We start from the raw sequence: 22,302 nt of genomic DNA on the forward strand, positions 1-22,302 counted from the left end.
AACTGCACCCCCACGCCACCCTCATCGCCGACGAACCCGCCGCGGCCAAGCTCAAGCACGCGGACTACTTCCGGTACACCTACGCGGGCAAACCGACGTGGCAGACGCTGTGACGGAGGGGAGGGTGCGCGACGCCGTCCCGGGCACCGGCGGACCGTCAGGTCACGCCTGGGCGCCGCCGGGTGCCCATCCCTGGCGGCGCAGGACGGCCGCCACGTCCGGCGCCCGGTAGTGCTCGCCCTTGAGGACCTTGCCGTCGGCGCGGCGGGCTGTCTGACCGTCAGGGCCCAGCTTGCTCATGTTGGCGCGGTGGATCTCGGCGATCACCTGGTCGAGGTCGATCCCGTGCACCAGGGCGGTGCCGTACGCCACGTAGACCACGTCGGCCAGTTCGTGCGCGAGCCGGTCGAGCGGGCCGGTGACCGAGACCTCGGCGACCTCGGCGGCCTCCTCGGCGAGCAGTTCCCCGCGGTGCGCGGCCAGTTCGGGGGCCACCTCCGTCGGCACGGTGCGGGCGTCGAGGCCGAAGGCGCGGTGGAACTCATGGACCAGATCGGCGGGCGAAGAGCTCATACGGCGACTGTAGCGGCCGTCACCGACAGTCCCCTCCGTTCGCCCCACGCTGGTCAGGACCGCGGCCGGCTGGCAGGATCGCGCGCATGTCCAAGGTGTTCCCCCGAATCGGCAGGCGCCGGGCCCTGCAGGGCACGGCCGCCGGCTTCGTGGTCCTCGGGCTGCTGCTGTGGTGGCTGCTGCCCCTGGGCGAGGACCCGCCCAGCGGGACGATCACCTTCAGCACCGGGGCGCAGCGGGGCGTCTACCAGGAGTACGGCGACCGGCTGCGCAAGGAGTTCCGCAAGGACATGCCGGGTCTGAAGGTGACGCTGAAGGAGAGCGACGGTTCGCAGCAGAACGTACAGCGCGTGGCCACGGGGGAGGCCGACTTCACCATCGCGGCGGCCGACGCGGTGGAGACGTACCGGCTGGAACACCCCCGCGGCGCGGGCCGGTTGCGCGGTGTGGCGCGGCTCTACGACGACTACGTACAGCTGATCGTGCCGCGCGACTCGGACATCACGACCGTGGCCGACCTGCGGCACAAGCGGGTGGCGATCGGCCCGGACAACTCGGGTGTCCGGCTGATCGCCGACCGGGTCCTCCAGGCCGCGGGAATCGACCCGGGCAAGGACATCACCCCGATGTCCGACGGCATAGACACCGGACCCGACCGGCTGCGGCACGACGGTATCGACGCGTTCTTCTGGTCGGGCGGCCTGCCCACCAACGGCCTGGTCGAGCTGGCCGAGAAGTTTCCCTTCCGGTTCGTTCCGATCGACGGCGAGGTGGTCACCAGGCTGCACGCCCAGGGGAACGCCGGCCGCTACTACCGGACGACCAACATGCCGGAGTCGGCCTACCCGTCCCTGCGACGCAACTCGACCGTGGCGACCATCGCGGTGTCCAACCTGCTGATGACCCGCGCAGACATGGATCCCCGGCTCACCGAGTGGATCACCCGCATCGTGATCAAGAGCCGTGACCGCATAGGCGCCCACGTCCACTCCGCCCAGCTCGTCGACCTGCGGACGGCGATCTACACCGATCCGCTCGACCTGCACGAGGGCGCGCGGCGCTACTACCGGTCGGTCAAGCCGTGACGGCCCACGTCCGGATCAGCCCCGGCGCGCGGGCCCGTTCCTCGGCACCTTGACCGTCACCCGCAGCCCCCGCGGCTCGTGGTGGGCGTACGCGATCGAGCCGCCGGACGCCGTGAGCAGGGCGCGGGTGATGGACAGGCCCAGACCCGAGCCCTTGACGTTCTGGTGACGGCCGCTGCGCCAGAAGCGGTCGCCGACCCGGGCGAGTTCCTCGTCGGTGAGGCCGGGACCGGTGTCCGTGACGACGACCCTCGCGGCCTCGCCGTCGCAGGAGACGGTCACCTCGACCGTGCCCCCCTCGGGACTGAACTTGACCGCGTTGTCGATCACCGCGTCCAGCGCGCTGGACAGCGTGATCGGATCGGCCCAGCCGGTGGCGGGCGGACAGTCGCCGGCCAGCCGGACGGCCTTGGCCGCGGCGGCCGGTGCCCAGGCGGCCACGCGCTCGGCGGCCAGCTGGCCGATGTCGGTCAGCCGGACGTCCGCCTCGGCGTGCTCGGCCAGCGCCAGGTCGAGCAGGTCGTCGAGGACCTGCGCGAGGCGCTTGCCCTCGGTCCGGACCGAGGCGATCTCCTTGTTGTCCTCGGGCAGTTCGAGGGCGAGCAGCTCGATGCGCAGCAGCAGCGCCGCGAGCGGGTTGCGCAACTGGTGCGAGGCATCGGCGACGAAGGCGCGCTGCTGCTCCAGCACGTCCTCGACGTTGTCTGCCATCTCGTTGAACGACCGGGCCAGCCGTCTGAGTTCCGGCGGGCCGCCGGCCACCGCGACCCGGGACTTCAGGCGTCCGGTGGCGATGTCGTGGGTGGTGGCGTCGAGCACCCGTACGGGCCTGAGCACCCAGCCGGTCAGCCGCAGCGCGGCGCCGACGGCCAGCAGCATCGCGGCGATCTCGCCCGCGCCGATGAGCAGCCAGCCGTCCAGGATCCGCGAGCGCATCGCGTCGGTGGGCGAGTCGGTGACCACCACCGCGACGACGTCGCCGTCCCGGATCACCGGCGAGGCGACGACGACATGCGTGCGCTGCCAGGGCCACACCTGCTTCGGGTCGTGGCTGCGGCGGCTGAGCAGCGCCTCCTGGAACGCCTCCCGCATCACGCCCCGTTCGGGCAGGATCCAGTCGTCGGGCGCGTTGGCCATCGCCGAGCGGTTGCGGTAGTAGACGCCCGCACGGATGCCGTAGACGTCGAAGTAGCTGTCGAGTTCGCGGCGCAGGGTCTCGGTGCGCTCGTCGGCGCCCGTACGGCTCGAGCCGGCGGCCCCGTCGGTGACGAACTGGGCGAGAGCCGCGAAGCGGGCCGTGTCGTCGATCCGGTCGACGACCAGGCGTTGCTGCTCGGCCGCCGCCACACTGACGGCGAGCGGGAGTCCGAGGGCGAGCAGGACGGCCGCCATCAGGACGATGAGCAGCGGGAGGAGCCTGGTGCGCACCCGTACCCGCTACCCGGCCGGGGCGACGAGGCGGTAGCCGACGCCGCGTACGGTCTCGATCAGCGCGGGCATGCGCAGCTTGGCACGCAGGGAGGCGACGTGCACTTCCAGGGTGCGCCCCGTGCCCTCCCAGCTCGTCTGCCACACCTCGCTGATGATCTGCTCCCGGCGGAACACCACTCCGGGACGCTGGGCGAGCAGGGCCAGGAGGTCGAACTCCTTGCGGGTCAGCTGGACGACCGAACCGTCCACGCTGACCTGACGGGTGGGCAACTCGATGTGCACGGAACCGAGCCGCAGCGCGCTCTCGCCGGCCGGTCCTGCCTCCTCGTGGGCGGTACGCCGGCTGACGGCATGGATGCGGGCGAGCAGTTCCCCGGTGTCGTACGGCTTCACCACGTAGTCGTCGGCGCCGAGGTTGAGGCCGTGGATGCGGGAGCGGACGTCGGAGCGGGCGGTGACCATGATCACCGGGGTGCTGGTGCGCTTGCGGATCTTGCCGCAGACCTCGTAGCCGTCCTGGTCGGGCAGGCCCAGGTCGAGCAGGACGACGCCGAATCCGGCGCCTTCCGGGACGAGCGCCTGCAGTGCCTCCTCGCCGTTGCGCGCGTGGGTGACGTCGAACCCGTGCCGCTTGAGGACCGCTGACAGAGCGGCGGCGACATGGTTGTCGTCCTCGACGAGCAGCAGTCTCATCCGGCCCCCTCCGGTTCGAACGGTCGTGGTCGTGGTCCCTGTCGGAGAACTTTGCGGAAAACCACGGGCACGCGCGCGTGCACCATGGCAGTCACGCTGATGGACGACAGCGGCGTCAAGAGGGTTCCGGTTGCCCGCGGCTTCCGTTACCCGGCCGATACGCACACCCGTCACCACTGCTACGACACGTGTCCGATTGCTATCGGATCGTGATGCTCAGATTCCCCTCAGATGTAATGACGCAGGTCATTCGGCCTCACTACTGTCCTCCGAAACCGAGGAGGACGGAGCCCGAAAGCGATGACCGAAGTATCGGTGGCCAAGGAAGAACCGGCCACGACCGGCGAACTGGTCGTCCTGAAGAGCGTCAACAAGCACTTCGGCGCGTTGCACGTGCTCCAGGACATCGATCTGACGATCACTCGCGGCGAGGTGGTCGTGGTCATCGGGCCCTCCGGGTCCGGCAAGTCCACCCTCTGCCGCACCATCAACCGGCTGGAGACCATCGACGGGGGCACCATCACGATCGACGGCAAGCCCCTGCCCCAGGAGGGCAGGGAACTGGCCCGGCTGCGGGCGGACGTCGGGATGGTCTTCCAGTCCTTCAACCTCTTCGCGCACAAGACCGTGCTCGAGAACGTGATGCTGGGTCAGATCAAGGTCCGCAGGACCGACAGGAAGCAGGCCGAGGACAAGGCCCGCGCCCTGCTCGACCGGGTCGGTGTGGGCACCCAGGCCGACAAGTACCCCGCGCAGCTCTCCGGCGGCCAGCAGCAGCGCGTCGCGATCGCCCGGGCGCTGGCGATGGGCCCCAAGGTCATGCTCTTCGACGAGCCGACCTCGGCCCTCGACCCCGAGATGATCAACGAGGTCCTCGAGGTCATGCAGCAACTCGCCCGGGAGGGCATGACGATGGTCGTCGTCACCCATGAGATGGGATTCGCACGATCGGCTGCAAACCGGGTGGTCTTCATGGCGGACGGCCGCATCGTCGAACAGGCTGCGCCCGACCAGTTCTTCAGCAACCCGCGCAGCGACCGCGCCAAGGACTTCCTGTCGAAGATCCTGCACCACTGACGGCGCCCGCCGCGCCCCACGCTCCGTACCGCCCGGGCCGAGGGCCCGCGTCTGTTCACCACACGAAGGATGTTCACCATGAAGCTCCGCAAGGTCACCGCCGCCTCGGCCGCCGTGCTCGCCCTCGCCGTGGCCGCCACGGCGTGCGGCTCCAACAAGAAGGACAAGGAGGGCGGTTCCTCCGGCAGCGGCGGTGACAAGATCACCATCGGCATCAAGTTCGACCAGCCCGGCATCGGCCAGAAGACCCCCCAGGGCTACACGGGCTTCGACGTGGACGTGGCGACGTACGTGGCCAAGAAGCTCGGCTACGGCGCGGACCAGATCGAGTGGAAGGAGTCGAAGAGCGCCGACCGCGAGACCATGCTCCAGCGCGGTGACGTCGACTTCATCGCCGCCTCCTACTCGATCACGCCGGAGCGTCAGCAGAAGGTCGACTTCGCCGGCCCGTACCTGCTCGCCCACCAGGACGTGCTGGTCCGCGCGGACGACGACAGCATCAAGTCGCCTTCCGACCTGAACAAGAAGAAGCTGTGTTCGGTGACCGGCTCCACGTCGGCGCAGAACGTCCACGACAAGCTCGCCCCCAAGGCGCAGCTCCAGGAGTACCCGACCTACTCCGCGTGCCTCACCGGTCTGCAGAACAAGGCCATCGACGCCCTGACCACCGACGACTCGATCCTCGCCGGTTACGCCTCCCAGGCGCAGTTCAAGGGCAAGTTCAAGCTCGGCGGCCTCAAGATGACCAACGAGAACTACGGCATCGGCGTCAAGAAGGGCAGCGCCCTCAAGGCCAAGATCAACAAGGCGCTGGAGGCGATGGTCGCCGACGGTTCCTGGCAGAAGGCCGTGGACAAGAACTTCGGTCCGGCCGACTACAAGAACGAGCCCGCCCCGAAGATCGGCGACGTCAAGAGCTGAGGCAGTGCCCGCCGGTGCGCCGTCCGGCGCGGCGCACCGGGGGCATCCCTACACGCGGAAGCGCGGGAGATCGTGTTCGACTTCGTTGACAGTTACGACGTGCTGGGAGCCTTCTGGACGACGGTGCAGCTGGCCCTGCTGTCCGCCGTGGGCTCCCTGGTCTGGGGCACCCTGCTGGCCGCCATGCGGGTGAGCCCGGTGCCACTGATGCGCGGTTTCGGGACCGCCTACGTGAACACCGTGCGGAACATCCCGCTCACGGTGATCATTCTCTTCACCTCACTCGGCCTCTTCCAGACGCTGAACGTCACCCTCGGTAGCGGGGGCGACTTCAAAACGACCAACTTCCGACTGGCTGTCCTCGGCCTGATCGTCTACACCTCGGCCTTCGTGTGCGAGGCGCTGCGCTCCGGCATCAACACCGTCCCGGTCGGGCAGGCGGAGGCGGCCCGGGCCCTCGGCCTGAGCTTCACCCAGGTGCTGGGACTGGTCGTCCTGCCGCAGGCCTTCCGGGCCGCGGTCGGCCCGCTGACCAACGTCCTGATCGCGCTGACGAAGAACACGACGGTGGCTGCCGCGATCGGCGTGGCGGAGGCGGCGTACGTGATGAAGGAAATGCTCGACAAAGAGGCGCAGCTGATGGCGATCTCCGCGGTCATCGCCTTCGGCTTCTGCTGCCTGACGCTACCGACGGGTCTGATCCTCGGCTGGGTGGGCAAGAAGGTGGCGGTGAAGCGATGAGCTCGGTCCTGTACGACGCCCAGGGCCCTGGCGCCAGGCGGCGCAACGTCCTGTACACGGTGGGCTTCCTGCTCGCCCTCGCGGCCGTCCTGTGGTGGGTCGTCAGCACGCTCGACGACAAGGGGCAGCTGGAGTGGGCGCTGTGGAAGCCGTTCTTCCACGGCGAGGCCTATTCCACGTACGTCTGGCCGGGTCTGCAGAACACGCTGAAGGCCGCGGCGCTGGCCATGGTCATCGCGCTGCCGCTGGGTGCCGTCTTCGGCATAGCCCGGCTCTCGGACCACGCCTGGATCCGTGTGCCGGCCTCGGCCGTGGTCGAGTTCTTCCGGGCCATCCCCGTGCTGATCCTGATGATCTTCGGGAACGCCCTGTACGCCGACTACACCGACATCGGTTCGGACGACCGTCCGCTGTACGCGGTCGTCACGGGTCTCGTGCTGTACAACGCCTCGGTGCTCGCCGAGGTCGTCCGGGCCGGCATCCTCTCGCTGCCCAAGGGCCAGTCCGAGGCCGCGATGGCGATCGGACTGCGCAAGAACCAGGTCATGCGGCTCGTCCTGCTGCCGCAGGCGGTCACCGTCATGCTCCCGGCGATCGTCAGCCAGCTCGTGGTGATCGTGAAGGACACGGCTCTGGGCGGCGCGGTCCTCACCTTCCCCGAGCTCATGTCCGCGGCCAGCACGATGAGCGCCTACTACGGCGCCAACACCATCGCCTCCTTCACCGTCGTGGCCCTGATCTTCCTGGCCCTCAACTTCTCGCTGACCACCTTCGCGACCTGGCTGGAGAGCCGGTTGCGGCGCGGCAAGAAGTCCACGGGCGCGGTGCTCGCGCCGACCGCGGTGGCGGACGTCGCGGGGACGGCCCCGACCGGCGCCGGCGGCGGGTCCGCGAGCTGACCACAGGTCAACTGGCTGGTCCATCGGAGGCAGTGGCATGATCGCCACTGCCTCCGGGCGCTTGACGCAAACACCGCCAATGGGTTGCATACGTTCTGTGATCGTGCACCCCGCTCCACCTTCCTGTTCACCTACGCCCGTCAGGGCACCGCTGCGAGCAGGGGGCGACGCGCCGTGGACCCGGTGATCATCGTCGGAGCGGGGCCCGTCGGGCTCACGCTCGCCCTGGCGCTGGCCCGCCAGGAGGTGCCGTGCGTCGTCCTCGACGAGGGACCGGGCACGGACGAACCACGGCTCGCCCGCACGGTCGTCCTGCGCGAGGACACCGCCGCGCTGATGGAACGGCTGACCGGGGTGCCGCTCGGTGAGCGGGGTGTCCGTTGGGCCGGATGGCGGTCGTTGCGGCGCAAGCAGGTGATGCGTGAGGTCACCTTCGGTCCTCCGGCCGGGGACGCCGAGGCCGGAGGGGGTACGGAGGAGGGGGCCGCCGCCGGTGACGATGGTGCCGGCCCCGCACCGCTGCACATCGCCCAGCACGTCCTCACCGGCGCGCTGCGCGCCGCCCTCGCCCGCGAGCCGCTCGTGAAGGTCACCGTGGACAGCCGCGTCGACGCGATCGAGCAGGAGCGTTCCGGCATCGCCGCACACACCCGCGGCCCCGGCGGCACCTGGTGGCGCGGCAGTTATCTGGTCGGCTGCGACGGCCCGCGCTCGACCGTGCGCAAACTGCAGGACATCCGGTTCCCCGGCCGCACCGCGGTGGAACGACACGCCGTCGCCGCACTGCGTACGGAACTTCCGTGGCCCGGCCGGGCGTTGCTCCATCGGGTGCCGCCGTGGCGGACGTCCGGGCCCTCGGCCGGCGAGGTGACCGCCCGCCCCCTCCCGGACGGCGTGTGGCGCCTGGACTGGCTGCTGCCACCGGGCAAGGACCTGGTCACGCCCGAACTGCTGGTGACCCGCGTCCGCGAGACCCTCGCCGGCTGGACGGACGGCACCACACCGCCGTACGAGCTCCTCGACACCGGGGTCCACACGGTGCACCACCGGCTGGCCCGCCGGTGGCGCGTCGGACGGGTCCTGCTCGCCGGGGACGCGGCGCACCTGCTGGGTGCGCTGGGTACGCAGGGACTGGACGAGGGGCTCCGGGACGCCGACAACCTCGCCTGGAAACTGGCGCGCGTCTGGCACCACGGCCCGCACGACCCGCTGCTCGACAGCTACCAGGCCGAGCGGCGCGCGGTGATCGCCGCCAGGCTGCGCGCCGCCGACCAGGCACTGCCGGTACTGCGCGGCGGCGGCGGGCTGCGCGCGTACGTCCCCGGCACCGCCCGCGGGCACGACGTGCTGCTCATGGACGGCCATCTGGGGCGTGGGGCGCTCGGTGGGCCGGGGACCTACGCCGACTCGCCGCTCGCGCCCGCACACCTCGAGGGCGGGATCACCGTCGGTACCGCGCCCGGCGCGCAGGTGAGCGACGTACGGGTCACGGCGGAGGACGGCGCCTTCGTCCGGCTGCGGGACCGGCTGGGCCGTGGCACGCTGCTGGTCGTCCTGATCGCGCCGGGCACGGGTGTGTGGGACCGCAAGCACTGGAGGACCGCCGGAGTCATGCCCCGGCTCGCGGGCGCGGTGACCGCGCTGCCGCACCCCGCCGAGCTCCTGGTCGCCGAGGGCTATCCGGGCGCGCCCGCGCACAGCGTGCTGCTCGTGCGCCCCGACGGCCACCTGGTGACCGCGCTGAGCGGGGTCCGCCCGGCCGATCTGTACGCGGCGGCGGAAGCGGCGGTGGGCGGCCCGCTGAGGGCGCAGGCCGATGCGGAGGCGGAGGCGGAGACCGGCGCGGAAGCGCAGGCCGGGGCGGGCTCCGGCGCGCGGTGAGCGCACATACAGTCACACTGTGGTCCACATAGTGACTGTGAGTTGACCGGTGGGCGCCGCCAATGGTGTACTCCGGACCATGACCGACACCGATGTGCGCCTGTGGCGGAGGGTCCATATGGACCTCGTCCGCTATGCGGGCTGCGTGTGTCGTCCGTCCTGCTGAATTCGCATGCCCTTTTTCTCCGGGTTGCTCTCCGCGTTTCTCTCCGGATTTCTCTCCGGGCGCCCCGTCGGGCGCCCCTTCGGCGAACGCTCTTCAGGACGGTGCACGTGTCTGTCTCTCCCTCCGTGTCCGCGGCCGTTTCGGCACCCACGCAGGCGGACCTCCTCGACTTCGTACGGCGCACGGCGGCCGACGCCGAGCTCATCGCTTCGCTCCCGCTCGACCCGGAGGGCCGCACCTGGGTGCGGCTCGAGGGTCCCGGCGGCAGCGAGGCCTGGCTGATCGGCTGGCCGCCGGGCACCGGCACCGGCTGGCACGACCACGCCGACTCGGTCGGCGCGTTCCTCACCGCGGCCGGCGAGCTGAAGGAGAACTCGCTCGCCGCCCGGCTGCCCACCGACGGCTGGAAGACCCTGGAGCTCAGCGACGGCGTGGACCGCGAGCGGCGGTTGCCGGCCGGGAAGGGCCGCTCCTTCGGCCGCCACCACGTCCACGAGGTGCTCAACGAGTCCACCGAGCGGCACGCGGTCTCGGTGCACGCCTACTATCCGCCGCTGCCGCGGATCCGCCGCTACAGTCGCACCGGACAGGTGCTCCGGCTGGAGCAGGTCGAGCGTCCGGAGGACTGGCAGTGAGCACGACGGTGAGCGACGCGGATGAGCGGCCCGGTATCGACGAACTGCTGGAGCGGGTACGCACGGGCTACCGGCGTATCGAGGCGCAGCAGGCGTACGAGGCGGCACGGGCGGGCGACGCGCTGCTGGTGGACATCCGGTACGCCGCCCTGCGCGACCGGGACGGCCTGATCCCCGGCGCCCTGGTCATCGAGCGCAACGAACTCGAGTGGCGCCTCGATCCCCGGGGCAGCCACCGGGTTCCCGAGGCGACCGGCCACGACCTGCACATCGTGGTGATCTGCAACGAGGGCTACGCCTCCAGTCTGGCCGCCGTCTCCCTGCACCAACTGGGGCTGCACCGGGCGACCGACCTGGTCGGCGGGTTCCAGGCGTGGAAGGCGGCCGGGCTGCCGGTGGCCGCGTGAGACCCGCGTGGCGCGGGCAGGTGCGGGGCGGGGGCCGGCGCCGCCCGCCGGACGCCGGTCAGTGGCCCTCGTCCTCGAGGAATTCCGTGTCCTCGCCCTCATCCTCCAGCGCCTGCCGGACGACCCGGAGGGCCGTGCCCTCGGGGTAGCCCTTGCGGGCCAGCATGCCGGCGAGGCGGCGGACGCGCTTGTCGCGGTCGAGGCCGCGGGTGGCCCGCAGCTTGCGGGCGACGAGGTCGCGGGCCGTCGCCTCCTCCTGTTCGGAGTCCAGCCGGGCGACCGCGTCGTCGATCAGCGCCGAGTCGACGCCCTTGGTCCTCAGCTCCCGGGCGAGCGCGCGCCGGGCCAGCCCCCGGCCGTGGTGCCGGGACTCCACCCAGGCGTCCGCGAAGGCCCCGTCGTCGATCAGACCGACCTCCTCGAACCGCGACAGCACCTCCTCCGCCACGTCCTCGGGGATCTCCCGCTTGCGCAGGGCGTCCGCGAGCTGCTTGCGCGTACGCGGGGTCCCGGTGAGCAGGCGCAGACAGATCGCCCGCGCCCGCTCGACCGGGTCCCCCGAAGACTCCCCCCGCTCGGCCCTCGACGAGGGAAGGGCGTCTTCGTCTCTCCCGGGCGCGGACGGCTCCCCGAAGCCGCGCCGGCGACGCCCGCGCCCACCACGAGGCCCGGCGCCGGGCGGGCCGTCGTGGGCCGGGGCCCGGTCGTCCCCGTACCCGCCGTCACCGTCCGGGGCGGAGCCCGTGTCGCCCCCGGTGCCCCTCCCCCGTGGGGCACCGGGGGAGGCGTACTCGTACTCGGCCCAGTCGGTTCGTCGTGTCACGGGTCAGCTCTTGGCAGCGGCGGCCTTGGGCTTGGTGGCCTTGGCTGCCGCCGGGGCGGGCACCGCCTTGGCGGCGTCCTCCGGGCCGGCACCGGCCGCCGCGTCCGCGCCCGGCTCCGCGGCGGGCTCCTGCGGGCGCACGCCCACGCCCAGCTTCTCCTTGATCTTCTTCTCGATCTCGTTGGCCAGGTCGGGGTTGTCCTTCAGGAAGTTGCGCGCGTTCTCCTTGCCCTGGCCGAGCTGGTCGCCCTCGTAGGTGTACCAGGCGCCGGCCTTGCGGACGAAGCCGTGCTCGACGCCCATGTCGATCAGGCCGCCCTCGCGGCTGATGCCCTGGCCGTAGAGGATGTCGAACTCGGCCTGCTTGAAGGGCGGCGCGACCTTGTTCTTGACGACCTTGCAGCGGGTGCGGTTGCCGACCGCCTCCGTGCCGTCCTTCAGGGTCTCGATGCGGCGGATGTCGATGCGCACCGAGGCGTAGAACTTCAGGGCCCGGCCACCGGTCGTGGTCTCCGGGGAGCCGAACATCACGCCGATCTTCTCGCGGAGCTGGTTGATGAAGATCGCCGTGGTCTTGGACTGGTTGAGCGCGCTGGTGATCTTCCGCAGGGCCTGGCTCATCAGACGGGCCTGCAGACCGACGTGGCTGTCGCCCATCTCACCCTCGATCTCCGCGCGCGGCACGAGCGCGGCGACGGAGTCGATGACGATGAGGTCGAGGGCACCGGAGCGGACCAGCATGTCCACGATCTCCAGGGCCTGCTCGCCGTTGTCCGGCTGGGAGAGGATCAGGTTGTCGATGTCCACGCCGAGCTTGCGCGCGTACTCGGGGTCGAGGGCGTGCTCCGCGTCCACGAAGGCGACCTGGCCGCCGGCCTTCTGCGCGTTCGCCACCGCGTGCAGGGTCAGGGTGGTCTTGCCGGAGGACTCCGGCCCGTAGATCTCCACCACACGGCCGCGCGGCAGGCCGCCGACGCCGAGGGCGACGTCGAGGGCGGTCGACCCGGTCGGGATGACCTCGATGGGCTCCTTGGACCGCTCGCCCATGCGCATGACCGCGCCCTTGCCGAATTGCCGTTCAATCTGCGCGAGCGCGGCGTCGAGCGCCTTCTCGCGGTCGGTTCCTGCCATGGGTTCCACCCGATTTGCTTGAGTCGATCGCTTCACGTCAAAGACGCTAACGCCTGCCACTGACAATGCGCCCCGACGCCGGCCCGGCCTGTGGACAACTCGGGCACTTCTCCACGCAAACCATGTCGAAATCCCCGCCCGGAGCCTCGCCTGAGCCTCTATAAGAATAGATGTTCGATTTTCGTGTCAAGCGTCTCATGGAGCACCTCCCGGCCCGGGCGTCCCCCTGCTCCCCGGGGCGTACGAGAGGTGCCTCCGGCCGGACGACGACCGCGGGAGGTCGCTCCCGGGAGCTTTGGGCCATGAAGATCGCGCGGGGTGTGGCGCTCGCCCGGACCGGACACCAGGAGGCGGCCTGCCACTCGACGGCCCCGCTCAAGCCGCTGCTGGGAGTGAGCCTGCACGCCGTCCTGGTGCTGCCGGCGCCGGCCTGGCCGCTGTCCCGGAAAACATGGGGGCGGTGCCGAGGTCATCGCGGACGGGGGGAGGCGCTCAGGAGCCGCCGCCCTCCTCGGCGGCCCGCGTCTCAGGCGGACGCGCCCACAGCCGCCGCGCACGCGTGAGCAAGCCCGTCCCGCCCGAACCCCGTCCGCGGTGCCCGTGGACCCGGGGATCGTCCGTGACGGCGTACCGCTTCACGTACGCGCCCAGGAACGCCTGGAGCGTGGCGACGGCGGGGATGGCGATCAGCGCGCCGACGGCGCCGAGGAGGGCGGTGCCCGCGATGACCGAGCCGAAGGCGACCGCAGGATGGATGTCGACGGTCTTGGAGGTCAGCTTAGGCTGCAGCATGTAGTTCTCGAACTGCTGGTAGACGACGACGAACACCAGCACCCACACCGCGTACCAGGGGTCGACGGTGAACGCGATCAGCATGGGCAGCGCGCCCGCGAGATAGGTGCCGATGGTGGGGATGAACTGGGAGACCAGGCCCACCCAGACACCCAGCACGGGCGCGTAGGGCACGCCCAGGGCCTGGAGCAGGATGTAGTGCGCGATCCCCGAGATGAGCGCCATCAGGCCGCGCGAGTACAGGTAGCCGCCGGTCTTGTCGACGGCGATCTCCCAGGCCCGCAGCACCTCGGCCTGGCGGGCGGGCGGCAGGACGGAGCAGAGCGCCCGGCGCAGCCGCGGCCCGTCGGCGGCGAAGTAGAACGAGAACAGCGTGACCGTCAGCAGCTGGAACAGGCCGCCGAGCACCTGGGCGGACACGTCGAGCACCCCGGCGGCGCTGTTCTGCGCGTACTTGCGCAGCCAGTCGGAGTGGAGCAGGCCCTCCTGGACGTCGACCCGTCTGAGCTCGGTGTGGAAGGTCTGGTTGACCCAGTGGATGACCGAGTCGAGGTACTGCGGGAATCCCTCGACCATCTTGATGATCTGGCCCGCGAGCATCGAGCCGAGCAGCGTGACGAACCCGGCGGTCACGATCATCAGGCCGAGGAAGACCAGGAAGGTGGCGAACCCGCGCCGCATGCCGCGGGCGGCCATCCGGCTCACCGCGGGTTCTATGGCGAGGGCCAGGAAGAACGCGATCAGTACGTTGATCAGCAGGCCGGTCAGCTGGTGGAAGGCCCAGCTGCCCAGCTGGAAAGCAGCGACGAGGCCGAGCGCGAGCACCATGGCGCGCGGCAGCCAGCGCGGCATGCGGGCGGCCGGTGCGGCGGCGCCGTCGGCCGGGGGCCGGGGGGACGGCGTCGTAGCGGACGGGGATGCCTGCCGGGCGGTCTGCCCTGTGTCGTCAGTGGGTGCCACGGAGCAAGTCTCGCCCACGCCGGCGACAGCCCGGCACCCCCCTGCGGTCTCCGTGCCGGATCAGCGCTTCTCCCCCGGAACGTTCATGACGGCGCAGACCACGCGCCACACGTCCTTGGCCTCCCAGCCCTCCGCGAGCGCCTCGTGCACCGTGCGCCCGCCGAGCTCCGCCATCACGTGGTCGCGCGCGAAGGTGTCGGCGTAGCCCGCACCGAAGTGATCCGCCATCCGCTGCCAGAAGACCGTCAACCGCATGACTCCAGTATCCCGCCCCCGGGGGTGGCCCCGCCCGGGACCGCATGCCGAGACCGCTTTCCGTCCTACGGTCTGACGCATGCCCGAAACAGGAGCTTCCCCACGCCCCCCTGTCCCCCCTGTCCCCGCTGTCCCCCCTGCCCCTCAAGCCCCTCAAGCCCCCTCGGCGCACTCCCCGCTCTTCCGTGCCGAGCACTTCGTCTGGCTCACCGCGCGCGTGCTGGAGCAGCGCCTCTTCGCGTACCACTTCCTGAACGGCGGCGCCGATGCGGTGGAGACGGCGCTGGACGCCTACCGCAACGAGGACGGCGGATACGGACACGCGCTGGAACCCGATCTGCGCGGCCCGGTCAGCCAGCCGCTGCACACCGGCCACGCGCTGCGCGTGCTGGACGCCGTCGCACGGTGCGGCGGGCAGCGAGTGGAACGCGTGTGCCGCTACCTGACCTCCGTCTCCACTGCGGACGGCGCGCTGCCCGCCGTCCATCCCGGCCAGCGCGGCTACCCGGCGGCGCCCTTCATCCCGATCGTCGACGACCCGCCCAGCGAACTCCTCGCCACCGGGCCGGTGACGGGCCTGCTGCACCGCAACGGGGTGTGGCACGCGTGGCTGTTCCGGGCCACCGACTTCTGCTGGCGGGCCGTGGAGTCCCTGGAGAAGTCCCACCCCTACGAGATCGAGGCCGCCGTGGCCTTCCTGGACTCGGTGCCCGACCGCCCGCGCGCGGAGGCTGCCGCCGACCGCCTCGGACGTCTGGTGCGCGAGCACCGGCTCGCCGCGCTCGACCCGGAGAACCTCGGGGCGTACCCGGTCGCTCCCGGCTACGCCCCGGGCGAACACCACTTCCCGCACGACTTCGCCAGGACCCCGCAGTCCCTCGCGCGCCCGTGGTTCACCGATGACGAGATGGCCCGTTCCCTCGACTTCCTCGCCGCCGCCCAGCAGGAGGACGGCGGCTGGCCCGTCCGGTGGCGCCAGTGGGCGCCCGGCACCGCCCTGGAAGCCCGCCCCATGGTGACGATCGGCGCCCTGCTCACCCTCAGGGCGTACGGGCGGTTCGTGGGCTGACCAGGAGCCCTCCGCAGCCCCGCGCACCCGCCCACGGCCGCTGACCGGAACGCGTTCTTCCAGGTCAGGGCGATTGTCAGAGCCGGGGTGCAGGATGGACGCATGGTCAGCTCCGCGCACCGGGCCCTCGACGGCTTCTCCCCCGCGACCCGTGGCTGGTTCACGGGGGCCTTCTCCGCGCCCACCACGGCCCAGGCGGGGGCGTGGCAGGCCATCGGGGCGGGCTCGGACGTGCTGGTGGTCGCGCCCACCGGTTCGGGCAAGACGCTGGCCGCGTTCCTCGCCGCGCTGGACCAGCTCGCCTCGACGCCTCCGCCGGCCGACCCGAAGAAGCGCTGCCGCGTGCTGTACGTGTCACCGCTGAAGGCCCTGGCGGTCGACGTGGAGCGCAACCTGCGCAGCCCTCTGACCGGCATCCGCCAGGAATCCGTGCGGCTGGGCCTGCCCGAGCCGGAGGTCAGGGTCGGCATCCGCTCCGGCGACACCCCGGCCGCCGAGCGCCGCGCCCTGTCCACTCGGCCGCCGGACATCCTGATCACCACCCCGGAGTCCCTGTTCCTGATGCTGACGTCGGCCACGCGCGACGCGCTGACCGGCGTCGAGACGGTGATCCTGGACGAGGTGCACGCGGTCGCGGGCACCAAGCGCGGCGCGCATCTCGCGCTGTCCCTGGAGCGCCTCGACGAGCTGCTGCCGAGGCCGGCCCGCCGCATCGGCCTGTCCGCGACGGTCCGCCCGGTGGACGAGGTGGCCCGCTACCTCTCGCCGCGCCGCAAGGTGGAGATCGTCCAGCCGGAGTCCGGCAAGGAGTTCGACCTCTCCGTCGTCGTCCCGGTCGAGGACCTGGGCGAACTGGGCGGCTCCCCGGTCGCCGACGGCGGCGAGGGCGCGGAGCGGCCGTCGATCTGGCCGCACGTCGAGGAGCGGATCACCGACCTGGTCCAGGCCCACCGCTCCACGATCGTCTTCGCCAACTCCCGACGGCTCGCCGAGCGCCTGTGCAACCGGCTCAACGAGATCGCGTACGAGCGGACCACCGGCGAGTCCCTGGACGAACACCACTCGCCGGCCGAGCTCATGGGCGGCTCCGGCGCGGCCCACGGCGCGCCCCCGGTCATCGCGCGCGCCCACCACGGCTCGGTCTCCAAGGAGCAGCGCGCCCTGGTCGAGGAGGACCTCAAGGCCGGCCGTCTGCCGGCCGTGGTCGCCACCTCCAGCCTGGAGCTGGGTATCGACATGGGCGCCGTCGACCTCGTCGTCCAGGTGGAGTCCCCGCCCTCCGTGGCCTCCGGCCTCCAGCGTGTCGGCCGCGCGGGACACCAGGTGGGCGCGGTCTCCACCGGTGTCGTCTTCCCCAAGTACCGGGGAGACCTGGTGCAGGCCGCGGTGGTCACCGAGCGGATGCGCTCGGGCTCCATCGAGGCGCTGAAGGTGCCCGCCAACCCGTTGGACGTCCTCGCCCAGCAGCTGGTCGCGATGACGGCGCTGGACAGCTGGCAGTTCGACGACCTGCTCGTCACGGTCCGCCGTGCCGCCCCCTTCGCCTCACTCCCCGAGTCCGCGTTCACGGCCGTCCTGGACATGCTCGCCGGCCGCTACCCTTCCGACGCCTTCGCCGAACTGCGCCCGCGCGTGGTGTGGGACCGCGTGACCGGCACCGTCACCGGCCGCCCGGGGGCCCAGCGCCTCGCGGTCACCTCCGGGGGCACGATCCCCGACCGCGGGCTCTTCGGCGTCTTCCTCGCCGGTGCCGACCCCAAGAAGGGCGGCGGCCGGGTCGGCGAACTCGACGAGGAGATGGTCTACGAGTCCCGGGTCGGCGACGTCTTCACGCTCGGCACCAGTTCCTGGCGCATCGAGGACATCACGCGCGACCGCGTCCTGGTGTCGCCCGCCCCGGGCGTGCCGGGCAGGCTTCCCTTCTGGAAGGGCGACCAGCTGGGGCGCCCGCTCGAACTGGGCCGCGCGGTGGGCGCGTTCCTGCGCGAGGTCGGCTCACTGCCCAGGGACGACGCCCGGCTGCGGCTCCTCGCGGCCGGCCTCGACGCCTGGGCGGCGGACAACGTCCTGTCGTACCTGGACGAGCAGCGCGAGGCCTGCGGTCACGTCCCGGACGACCGCACGATCGTCGTGGAGCGCTTCCGCGACGAGCTCGGCGACTGGCGCGTGGTCGTGCACTCCCCCTTCGGCGCCCAGGTGCACGCCCCGTGGGCGCTGGCGCTCGGCGCCCGCCTGTCCGAGCGCTACGGCATGGACGCCCAGGTCATGCACGCCGACGACGGCATCGTGCTGCGCCTGCCGGACGCCGACCTGATGGGCCTGGACCTGCTCGACCAGGAACCGGTGAAGGCCGGCGCGTCCCGGGGCACGGAGTACGACACCGACCAGGCACCCGTGGGCGCGGCGGACGTCGCCTTCGACAAGGGCGAGGTCGACCAGATCGTCACCGACCAGGTCGGCGGCTCGGCGCTGTTCGCGTCCCGCTTCCGCGAGTGTGCAGCCCGCGCCCTGCTGCTGCCGCGCCGCAACCCCGGCAAGCGGACCCCGCTGTGGCAGCAGCGCCAGCGCGCCGCCCAGCTGCTGCAGGTCGCCGGCGAGTTCGGCTCGTTCCCGATCGTCCTGGAAGCGGTCCGCGAGTGCCTCCAGGACGTCTTCGACGTTCCCGGGCTGGTCGAGCTGATGGGTGACATCGAGTCCCGCAAGGTCCGCCTGGTCGAGATCACCACCCCCGAACCCTCGCCCTTCGCCCGCTCCCTGCTCTTCGGGTACGTCGCCCAGTTCCTGTACGAGGGCGACTCCCCCCTCGCCGAGCGCCGGGCGGCCGCCCTGTCGCTGGACTCCCGGCTGCTGGCCGAGCTGCTGGGCCAGGCGGAACTGCGGGAGCTGCTGGACGCGGAGGTGCTGACCGAGCTGGAGCGGGAGCTGCAGTGGCTGACCGAGGACCGCCGCGTCAAGGACGTCGAGGGCGTCGCGGACGTGCTGCGGATGCTCGGGCCGCTCACGGAGGCCGAGCTGGCCGAGCGGGGCGCCCGGCCGGACTGGGCACGGGAGCTGGCCGGCGCCCGCCGGGCCATCCGGGTCCGCATCGCGGGTACCGACCACTGGGCGGCGATCGAGGACGCGGGCCGCCTGCGCGACGCCCTCGGCACGGCGCTGCCGGTCGGCGTCCCCGAGGCCTTCACCGAACCGGTCAAGGACCCGCTGGGCGACCTGCTCGCCCGCTACGCCCGCACCCACGGCCCGTTCACGTCGGCCACGGCGGCGGCCCGTTTCGGCCTGGGTGTGGCGGTCACCGAGGGCGCGTTGCTGCGGCTGGCCGCGGGCGGGCGGGTCGTCCAGGGTGAGTTCCATCCGGCGGGCATCGGCCAGGAGTGGTGCGACGCGGCCGTGCTGCGCCGTCTGCGCCGTCGGTCGCTGGCCGCCCTGCGGCACGAGCTGGAGCCGGTGCCGCCGGCCGCACTCGCGCAGTTCCTGCCGCAGTGGCAGCACATCGGCAGGGGGCACGGTCTGCGCGGCGTCGACGGGCTGGTGCGCGCCGTGGAGCAGGTGCAGGGCGCGTCCGTGCCTGCTTCCGCCCTGGAGAAGCTGGTTCTGCCGTCGCGCGTGGCGAACTACACCCCGTCGATGCTCGACGAACTCACCGCCGCCGGTGAGGTGGTGTGGGCGGGCGCGGGCGCGCTGCCCGGCAAGGACGGCTGGGTGGCCCTGTATCTGGCCGACGCCGCACCGCTGTTGCTGCCGCCGCCCCACCCCCTGGAGCTGACCGCCCTTCACCAGTCCGTCCTGGACGCCCTCTCGGGGGGCTACGGCCTGTTCTTCCGTCAGATAGCCGACCAGGTCCGCGCCACCACCCATCCGGACGCGGCCGATCCCCAACTCGCCGATGCGGTATGGGACCTGGCCTGGTCGGGGCGGCTCACCAACGACACGCTGGCCCCGATGCGCTCCCTGCTGGGTTCCGGCCGCACCGCGGGCTCCACCGCCCACCGCGCCAAGCGCGCGGTCCCGCGCGGGCGCTACGGCTCGCTGACGGCCACCGCCCGAACCGCCTCCCGCAGCGGGCCGCCGACCGTCGCGGGCCGCTGGTCCCTGCTCCCCCGGCGCGAGCCGGAGCAGACCGTGCGTGCCCACGCCCTGGCCCGGGCCCTCCTCGACCGGCACGGCGTGGTCACCCGGGGCGCGGTCGCCGCGGAGGGCGTCGAGGGCGGTTTCTCCGCCGTGTACCGCGTCCTGTCCGCCTTCGAGGAGACCGGACAGGCCCGGCGCGGCTACGTGGTCGAGGGCCTCGGGGCCGCGCAGTTCGCGATGGACGGAGCCGTGGACCGGCTGCGCGCGGTGTCCAGCGCGCGCGAGCGGAGCGAGGGGCTGCCCGGCCCGGGTTCCGGCGGCGCCGGACTCCAGCCCTTCGCCACCGGCAGCCCGGTGGGTTCGGACCCCTTCGGCCAGGGCGACGCCGAACACGGCATCGCGGACTTCTCCGCCGACTTCGACTGGCCGGCCGACCACCGCACCGGCCCGGGCGACTACGTCTCCCCGCGCGACGCCGCGTCCCGTCCGGCCTCGCCCGGCTACGGCGGCCCCCGGGGCGGCACCGTCCTGCCGTACGACTCCGGCTACGGCGCCCCGGGCACCCGTACGCCTTCGGCCCCCGACTCCCGGGCGGTCGTCCTGGCCGCCGCCGATCCGGCGAACGCCTACGGCGCCGCCCTGCCCTGGCCCGAGCCGCCGGACGGAGCGGGGCACAAGCCGGGCCGCAAGGCGGGCTCGCTGGTGGTGCTGGTCGACGGCGAGCTGACGCTGTACATGGAGCGGGGCGGCAAGACACTGCTGGCCTGGCCCTGCGCTCCGGACGGGGAGGCGGCCGACGACCCCCGCCTCCGCGCGGCCGCGGACGCCCTGGCGGCCGCCGCCCGAGCGGGCAGTCTCGGCACGGTCACGGTGGAGCGCGTCAACGGCGCCGCGGCCCTCACCTCCCCCGTGGGCACCGTCCTGGAAGGAGCGGGATTCATCGCCACCCCGCGAGGTCTGCGGCTCAGGGCCTGATCAGCACCGGGGCCGCGGGGCGACCGCGCGGTCCGTCGCGGGCCGGCCCCGTCGTGTCACCCTTGACGCATGCCCGAAGGTGACACGGTCTGGCAGACCGCGAGGCGGCTGCACGACGCGCTCGCGGGCAAGGTGCTGACCCGCAGCGACTTCCGGGTGCCGAAGTACGCCACGGTCGACCTCGCCGGCCGCACCGTCCTCGGCACCGTCCCGCGCGGCAAGCACCTGCTCACACGGATCGAGGGCGGGCTGACACTGCACACCCACCTCCGCATGGAGGGTGCCTGGAAGGTCTACGGACCCGACGAGCGCTGGCGGGGCGGCCCCGCCCACCAGATCCGGGCCGTCCTCGGCACCACCGACCTCGCCGCCGTCGGCTACCGGCTGCCGGTCCTGGAGTTCCTGCGCTCCGGGGAGGAGGAGCGCGTCGTCGGCCACCTCGGCCCCGATCTGCTCGGCCCGGACTGGGATCCCCAGCGCGCACTGGCCAACCTGCTGGCCGACCCCGCCCGCCCGGTCGGTGAGGCCCTGCTCGACCAGCGCAATCTCGCCGGCATCGGCAACGTCTACAAGTGCGAGCTCTGCTTCGTGCTCGGCGTGACCCCGTGGCTGCCCGTCGGCGCGCTGCCGGCGGACCGCGCCGACCGGCTGCCCGGCCTCGCCAAGAGGCTCCTCGAGGCGAACCGTGACCGCCCGGTCAGGCAGACGACGGGCGTCCGCCACCACGACCTGTTCGTGTACGGCCGCGCACCCCGTCCCTGCCTGCGCTGCCACACGCCGGTCCGCGTCGCCGACCAGGGCGACGGCAGCCAGGAACGCCCCACCTACTGGTGCCCCACCTGCCAGCGAGGTCCGGCCCCTGTGCCCGGAGCCCCGCAGAAATGGCGGGACCGCTATCGGCGCACAGCCAATTGACGACCCGTCAGGAACGCTCGTACCGTCTCTGCATGCCCGTCAAGGCGTACGACCTCACCGGACGCACCGCATTCGTCACCGGCGCCGCCAGTGGCATCGGCCGGGCCTCGGCCGTCCTGCTCGCCGAGGCGGGCGCGACGGTGCACTGCGCCGACCGCGACACGGAGGGCCTGCACGAGACGGCGAGCCTCATCGAGGACCGCGGCGGCACCGCCCGCACCCACTCCCTCGACGTCACCGACCGCGCCCGGCTGGGCGCGGCGGTCCGCTCCTGCGAGCGGCTCGACGTGATGGCGGCGATCGCCGGCGTCATGCACAGCAGCCCCGTCCTCCAGACCCGGGACGAGGACCTCGACCGAGTGATGGACGTCAACTTCAAGGGCGTCCTGTACGCCTGCCAGGAGGCTGCCCGGCTGATGCTCGACCGGCACACCCGGGGCAGCATCATCACCATGGCGTCGGGCGCGATCGACACCGGCGGACCGGGGCTGCTCTGCTACGGCGTGGCGAAGGCGGCCGTGGTCCAGCTGACCAAGACGCTGGCGACCGAGGTCGGCCGGCACGGCATCCGCGTCAACGCGGTCGCCCCCGGCTGGATCCGCACACCGATGACCGACCGCCACGACCACGAGGCCCAGGCGCACACCGAGGCCCTGATGGCCCGCATGTCCCCGCTCGGCCGGGTCGGCGAGGCCGACGACATCGCGCACGCCGTACTGCACCTGGCGTCCGACGCGTCCTCCTTCACGACGGGCCAGATCCTGCGTCCGAACGGTGGAGTGGCGATGCCCTGGTGAGGTCCCCC

General features: G+C 72.2%; 20 protein-coding genes and 1 pseudogene. 14 read left to right on the forward strand and 7 right to left on the reverse strand.

Features of this window, described 5'->3' with window-relative positions:
- Positions 1-113, forward strand: a pseudogene (locus ABZX30_RS27840) (glucosamine-6-phosphate deaminase); the annotation flags it as partial.
- A gap of 49 nt (positions 114-162) precedes the next feature.
- On the opposite strand, the gene ABZX30_RS27845 reads toward ABZX30_RS27840, so the two are convergent.
- Entirely contained in the window at positions 163-573 is a 411-nt protein-coding gene (locus ABZX30_RS27845; RefSeq protein ID WP_355938158.1) for a MazG nucleotide pyrophosphohydrolase domain-containing protein, read from the reverse strand.
- A gap of 86 nt (positions 574-659) precedes the next feature.
- Between ABZX30_RS27845 and ABZX30_RS27850 the strand changes: the two genes are divergently transcribed.
- Positions 660-1,658 (forward strand): TAXI family TRAP transporter solute-binding subunit, encoded by a 999-nt coding sequence (locus ABZX30_RS27850; RefSeq protein WP_355938160.1) that lies wholly within the window; start codon positions 660-662, stop codon positions 1,656-1,658.
- A 15-nt stretch (positions 1,659-1,673) separates the two neighbouring features.
- On the opposite strand, the gene ABZX30_RS27855 is transcribed toward ABZX30_RS27850, so the two are convergent.
- Both ABZX30_RS27855 and ABZX30_RS27860 read right to left on the reverse strand, forming a co-directional pair.
- The gene (locus tag ABZX30_RS27855) at positions 1,674-3,086 is read right to left on the reverse strand and encodes a HAMP domain-containing sensor histidine kinase (RefSeq protein ID WP_355938162.1); all 1,413 of its coding nucleotides are present in this window, start codon (positions 3,084-3,086) and stop codon (positions 1,674-1,676) included.
- Between the two features lie 9 nt (positions 3,087-3,095).
- Positions 3,096-3,782 carry a response regulator transcription factor gene (locus ABZX30_RS27860; protein ID WP_355938164.1) on the reverse strand — a complete coding sequence of 229 codons (687 nt, stop codon included), beginning with the start codon at positions 3,780-3,782 and terminating at the stop codon, positions 3,096-3,098.
- Positions 3,783-4,082: 300 nt separating this feature from the next.
- Here ABZX30_RS27860 and ABZX30_RS27865 point away from each other — a divergent pair, with 300 nt between their 5' ends.
- The 8 genes from ABZX30_RS27865 to ABZX30_RS27900 all read left to right on the forward strand — a co-directional run bounded on the left by ABZX30_RS27865 (position 4,083) and on the right by ABZX30_RS27900 (position 10,509).
- Positions 4,083-4,859 carry an amino acid ABC transporter ATP-binding protein gene (locus tag ABZX30_RS27865; RefSeq protein ID WP_355938166.1) on the forward strand — a complete coding sequence of 259 codons (777 nt, stop codon included), beginning with the start codon at positions 4,083-4,085 and terminating at the stop codon, positions 4,857-4,859.
- A gap of 78 nt (positions 4,860-4,937) precedes the next feature.
- Entirely contained in the window at positions 4,938-5,780 is an 843-nt protein-coding gene (locus ABZX30_RS27870; protein ID WP_355938168.1) for a glutamate ABC transporter substrate-binding protein, read from the forward strand.
- 72 nt (positions 5,781-5,852) lie between these two features.
- Positions 5,853-6,521 carry an amino acid ABC transporter permease gene (locus ABZX30_RS27875; protein WP_355938170.1) on the forward strand — a complete coding sequence of 223 codons (669 nt, stop codon included), beginning with the start codon at positions 5,853-5,855 and terminating at the stop codon, positions 6,519-6,521.
- On the forward strand, positions 6,518-7,420 hold the full coding sequence (locus ABZX30_RS27880) for an amino acid ABC transporter permease (RefSeq protein WP_355938172.1): 903 nt from the start codon (positions 6,518-6,520) through the stop codon (positions 7,418-7,420). The genes ABZX30_RS27875 and ABZX30_RS27880 overlap by 4 nt, the downstream gene beginning before the upstream one ends.
- 174 nt (positions 7,421-7,594) lie before the next feature.
- Positions 7,595-9,301, forward strand: coding sequence for an FAD-dependent monooxygenase (locus tag ABZX30_RS27885; RefSeq protein ID WP_355938174.1), 1,707 nt, complete (start codon positions 7,595-7,597; stop codon positions 9,299-9,301).
- A 118-nt stretch (positions 9,302-9,419) separates the two neighbouring features.
- The gene (locus ABZX30_RS27890) at positions 9,420-9,467 is read left to right on the forward strand and encodes a hypothetical protein (protein WP_309506048.1); all 48 of its coding nucleotides are present in this window, start codon (positions 9,420-9,422) and stop codon (positions 9,465-9,467) included.
- A 107-nt stretch (positions 9,468-9,574) separates the two neighbouring features.
- Positions 9,575-10,102, forward strand: coding sequence for a cysteine dioxygenase (locus tag ABZX30_RS27895; RefSeq protein WP_355938176.1), 528 nt, complete (start codon positions 9,575-9,577; stop codon positions 10,100-10,102).
- Complete coding sequence (locus ABZX30_RS27900; protein WP_355938178.1) at positions 10,099-10,509, forward strand: rhodanese-like domain-containing protein; 411 nt, start codon at positions 10,099-10,101, stop codon at positions 10,507-10,509. Before ABZX30_RS27895 ends, ABZX30_RS27900 begins: the two co-directional genes overlap by 4 nt.
- A gap of 58 nt (positions 10,510-10,567) precedes the next feature.
- On the opposite strand, the gene recX is transcribed toward ABZX30_RS27900, so the two are convergent.
- The 4 genes from recX to ABZX30_RS27920 all read right to left on the reverse strand — a co-directional run bounded on the left by recX (position 10,568) and on the right by ABZX30_RS27920 (position 14,470).
- A complete protein-coding gene (gene recX / locus ABZX30_RS27905) occupies positions 10,568-11,332 on the reverse strand; it encodes a recombination regulator RecX (protein WP_355938180.1) in 765 nt (254 codons plus the stop codon).
- A 3-nt stretch (positions 11,333-11,335) separates the two neighbouring features.
- A complete protein-coding gene (gene recA / locus ABZX30_RS27910; RefSeq protein ID WP_355938182.1) occupies positions 11,336-12,463 on the reverse strand; it encodes a recombinase RecA in 1,128 nt (375 codons plus the stop codon).
- Positions 12,464-12,955: 492 nt separating this feature from the next.
- Positions 12,956-14,215, reverse strand: a complete 1,260-nt coding sequence (locus ABZX30_RS27915; protein WP_355938184.1) for an AI-2E family transporter — start codon at positions 14,213-14,215, stop codon at positions 12,956-12,958.
- Between the two features lie 60 nt (positions 14,216-14,275).
- Positions 14,276-14,470: a DUF3046 domain-containing protein gene (locus tag ABZX30_RS27920; protein WP_355938186.1), complete on the reverse strand. Its 195-nt coding sequence runs from the start codon at positions 14,468-14,470 to the stop codon at positions 14,276-14,278.
- Between the two features lie 79 nt (positions 14,471-14,549).
- On the opposite strand from ABZX30_RS27920, the gene ABZX30_RS27925 reads away from it, so the two are divergent.
- The 4 genes from ABZX30_RS27925 to ABZX30_RS27940 all read left to right on the forward strand — a co-directional run bounded on the left by ABZX30_RS27925 (position 14,550) and on the right by ABZX30_RS27940 (position 22,294).
- Positions 14,550-15,539 carry a hypothetical protein gene (locus tag ABZX30_RS27925; RefSeq protein WP_355938188.1) on the forward strand — a complete coding sequence of 330 codons (990 nt, stop codon included), beginning with the start codon at positions 14,550-14,552 and terminating at the stop codon, positions 15,537-15,539.
- 102 nt (positions 15,540-15,641) lie between these two features.
- Positions 15,642-20,582, forward strand: a complete 4,941-nt coding sequence (locus ABZX30_RS27930) for a DEAD/DEAH box helicase (RefSeq protein WP_355938190.1) — start codon at positions 15,642-15,644, stop codon at positions 20,580-20,582.
- A gap of 69 nt (positions 20,583-20,651) precedes the next feature.
- Positions 20,652-21,497, forward strand: a complete 846-nt coding sequence (locus tag ABZX30_RS27935) for a DNA-formamidopyrimidine glycosylase family protein (RefSeq protein WP_355938192.1) — start codon at positions 20,652-20,654, stop codon at positions 21,495-21,497.
- A 32-nt stretch (positions 21,498-21,529) separates the two neighbouring features.
- Positions 21,530-22,294 (forward strand): SDR family NAD(P)-dependent oxidoreductase, encoded by a 765-nt coding sequence (locus ABZX30_RS27940; protein WP_355938194.1) that lies wholly within the window; start codon positions 21,530-21,532, stop codon positions 22,292-22,294.
- Positions 22,295-22,302: the final 8 nt, after the last annotated feature.

The sequence above is a fragment of the Streptomyces sp. NPDC004542 genome, assembly GCF_040610035.1.
Taxonomy (GTDB): domain Bacteria; phylum Actinomycetota; class Actinomycetes; order Streptomycetales; family Streptomycetaceae; genus Streptomyces.

What these genes read in the sequence shown, in the direction of transcription:
- ABZX30_RS27930 (WP_355938190.1), top strand. Translation starts at nt 15,642, where the DNA reads ATGGTCAGCTCCGCGCACCGGGCCCTCGACGGCTTCTCCCCCGCGACC.
- ABZX30_RS27925 (WP_355938188.1), top strand. Translation starts at nt 14,550, where the DNA reads ATGCCCGAAACAGGAGCTTCCCCACGCCCCCCTGTCCCCCCTGTCCCC.
- ABZX30_RS27860 (WP_355938164.1), bottom strand. Translation starts at nt 3,782, where the DNA reads ATGAGACTGCTGCTCGTCGAGGACGACAACCATGTCGCCGCCGCTCTG.
- ABZX30_RS27850 (WP_355938160.1), top strand. Translation starts at nt 660, where the DNA reads ATGTCCAAGGTGTTCCCCCGAATCGGCAGGCGCCGGGCCCTGCAGGGC.
- ABZX30_RS27935 (WP_355938192.1), top strand. Translation starts at nt 20,652, where the DNA reads ATGCCCGAAGGTGACACGGTCTGGCAGACCGCGAGGCGGCTGCACGAC.
- ABZX30_RS27870 (WP_355938168.1), top strand. Translation starts at nt 4,938, where the DNA reads ATGAAGCTCCGCAAGGTCACCGCCGCCTCGGCCGCCGTGCTCGCCCTC.
- ABZX30_RS27845 (WP_355938158.1), bottom strand. Translation starts at nt 573, where the DNA reads ATGAGCTCTTCGCCCGCCGATCTGGTCCATGAGTTCCACCGCGCCTTC.
- recA (WP_355938182.1), bottom strand. Translation starts at nt 12,463, where the DNA reads ATGGCAGGAACCGACCGCGAGAAGGCGCTCGACGCCGCGCTCGCGCAG.
- ABZX30_RS27920 (WP_355938186.1), bottom strand. Translation starts at nt 14,470, where the DNA reads ATGCGGTTGACGGTCTTCTGGCAGCGGATGGCGGATCACTTCGGTGCG.
- ABZX30_RS27880 (WP_355938172.1), top strand. Translation starts at nt 6,518, where the DNA reads ATGAGCTCGGTCCTGTACGACGCCCAGGGCCCTGGCGCCAGGCGGCGC.
- ABZX30_RS27865 (WP_355938166.1), top strand. Translation starts at nt 4,083, where the DNA reads ATGACCGAAGTATCGGTGGCCAAGGAAGAACCGGCCACGACCGGCGAA.
- ABZX30_RS27940 (WP_355938194.1), top strand. Translation starts at nt 21,530, where the DNA reads ATGCCCGTCAAGGCGTACGACCTCACCGGACGCACCGCATTCGTCACC.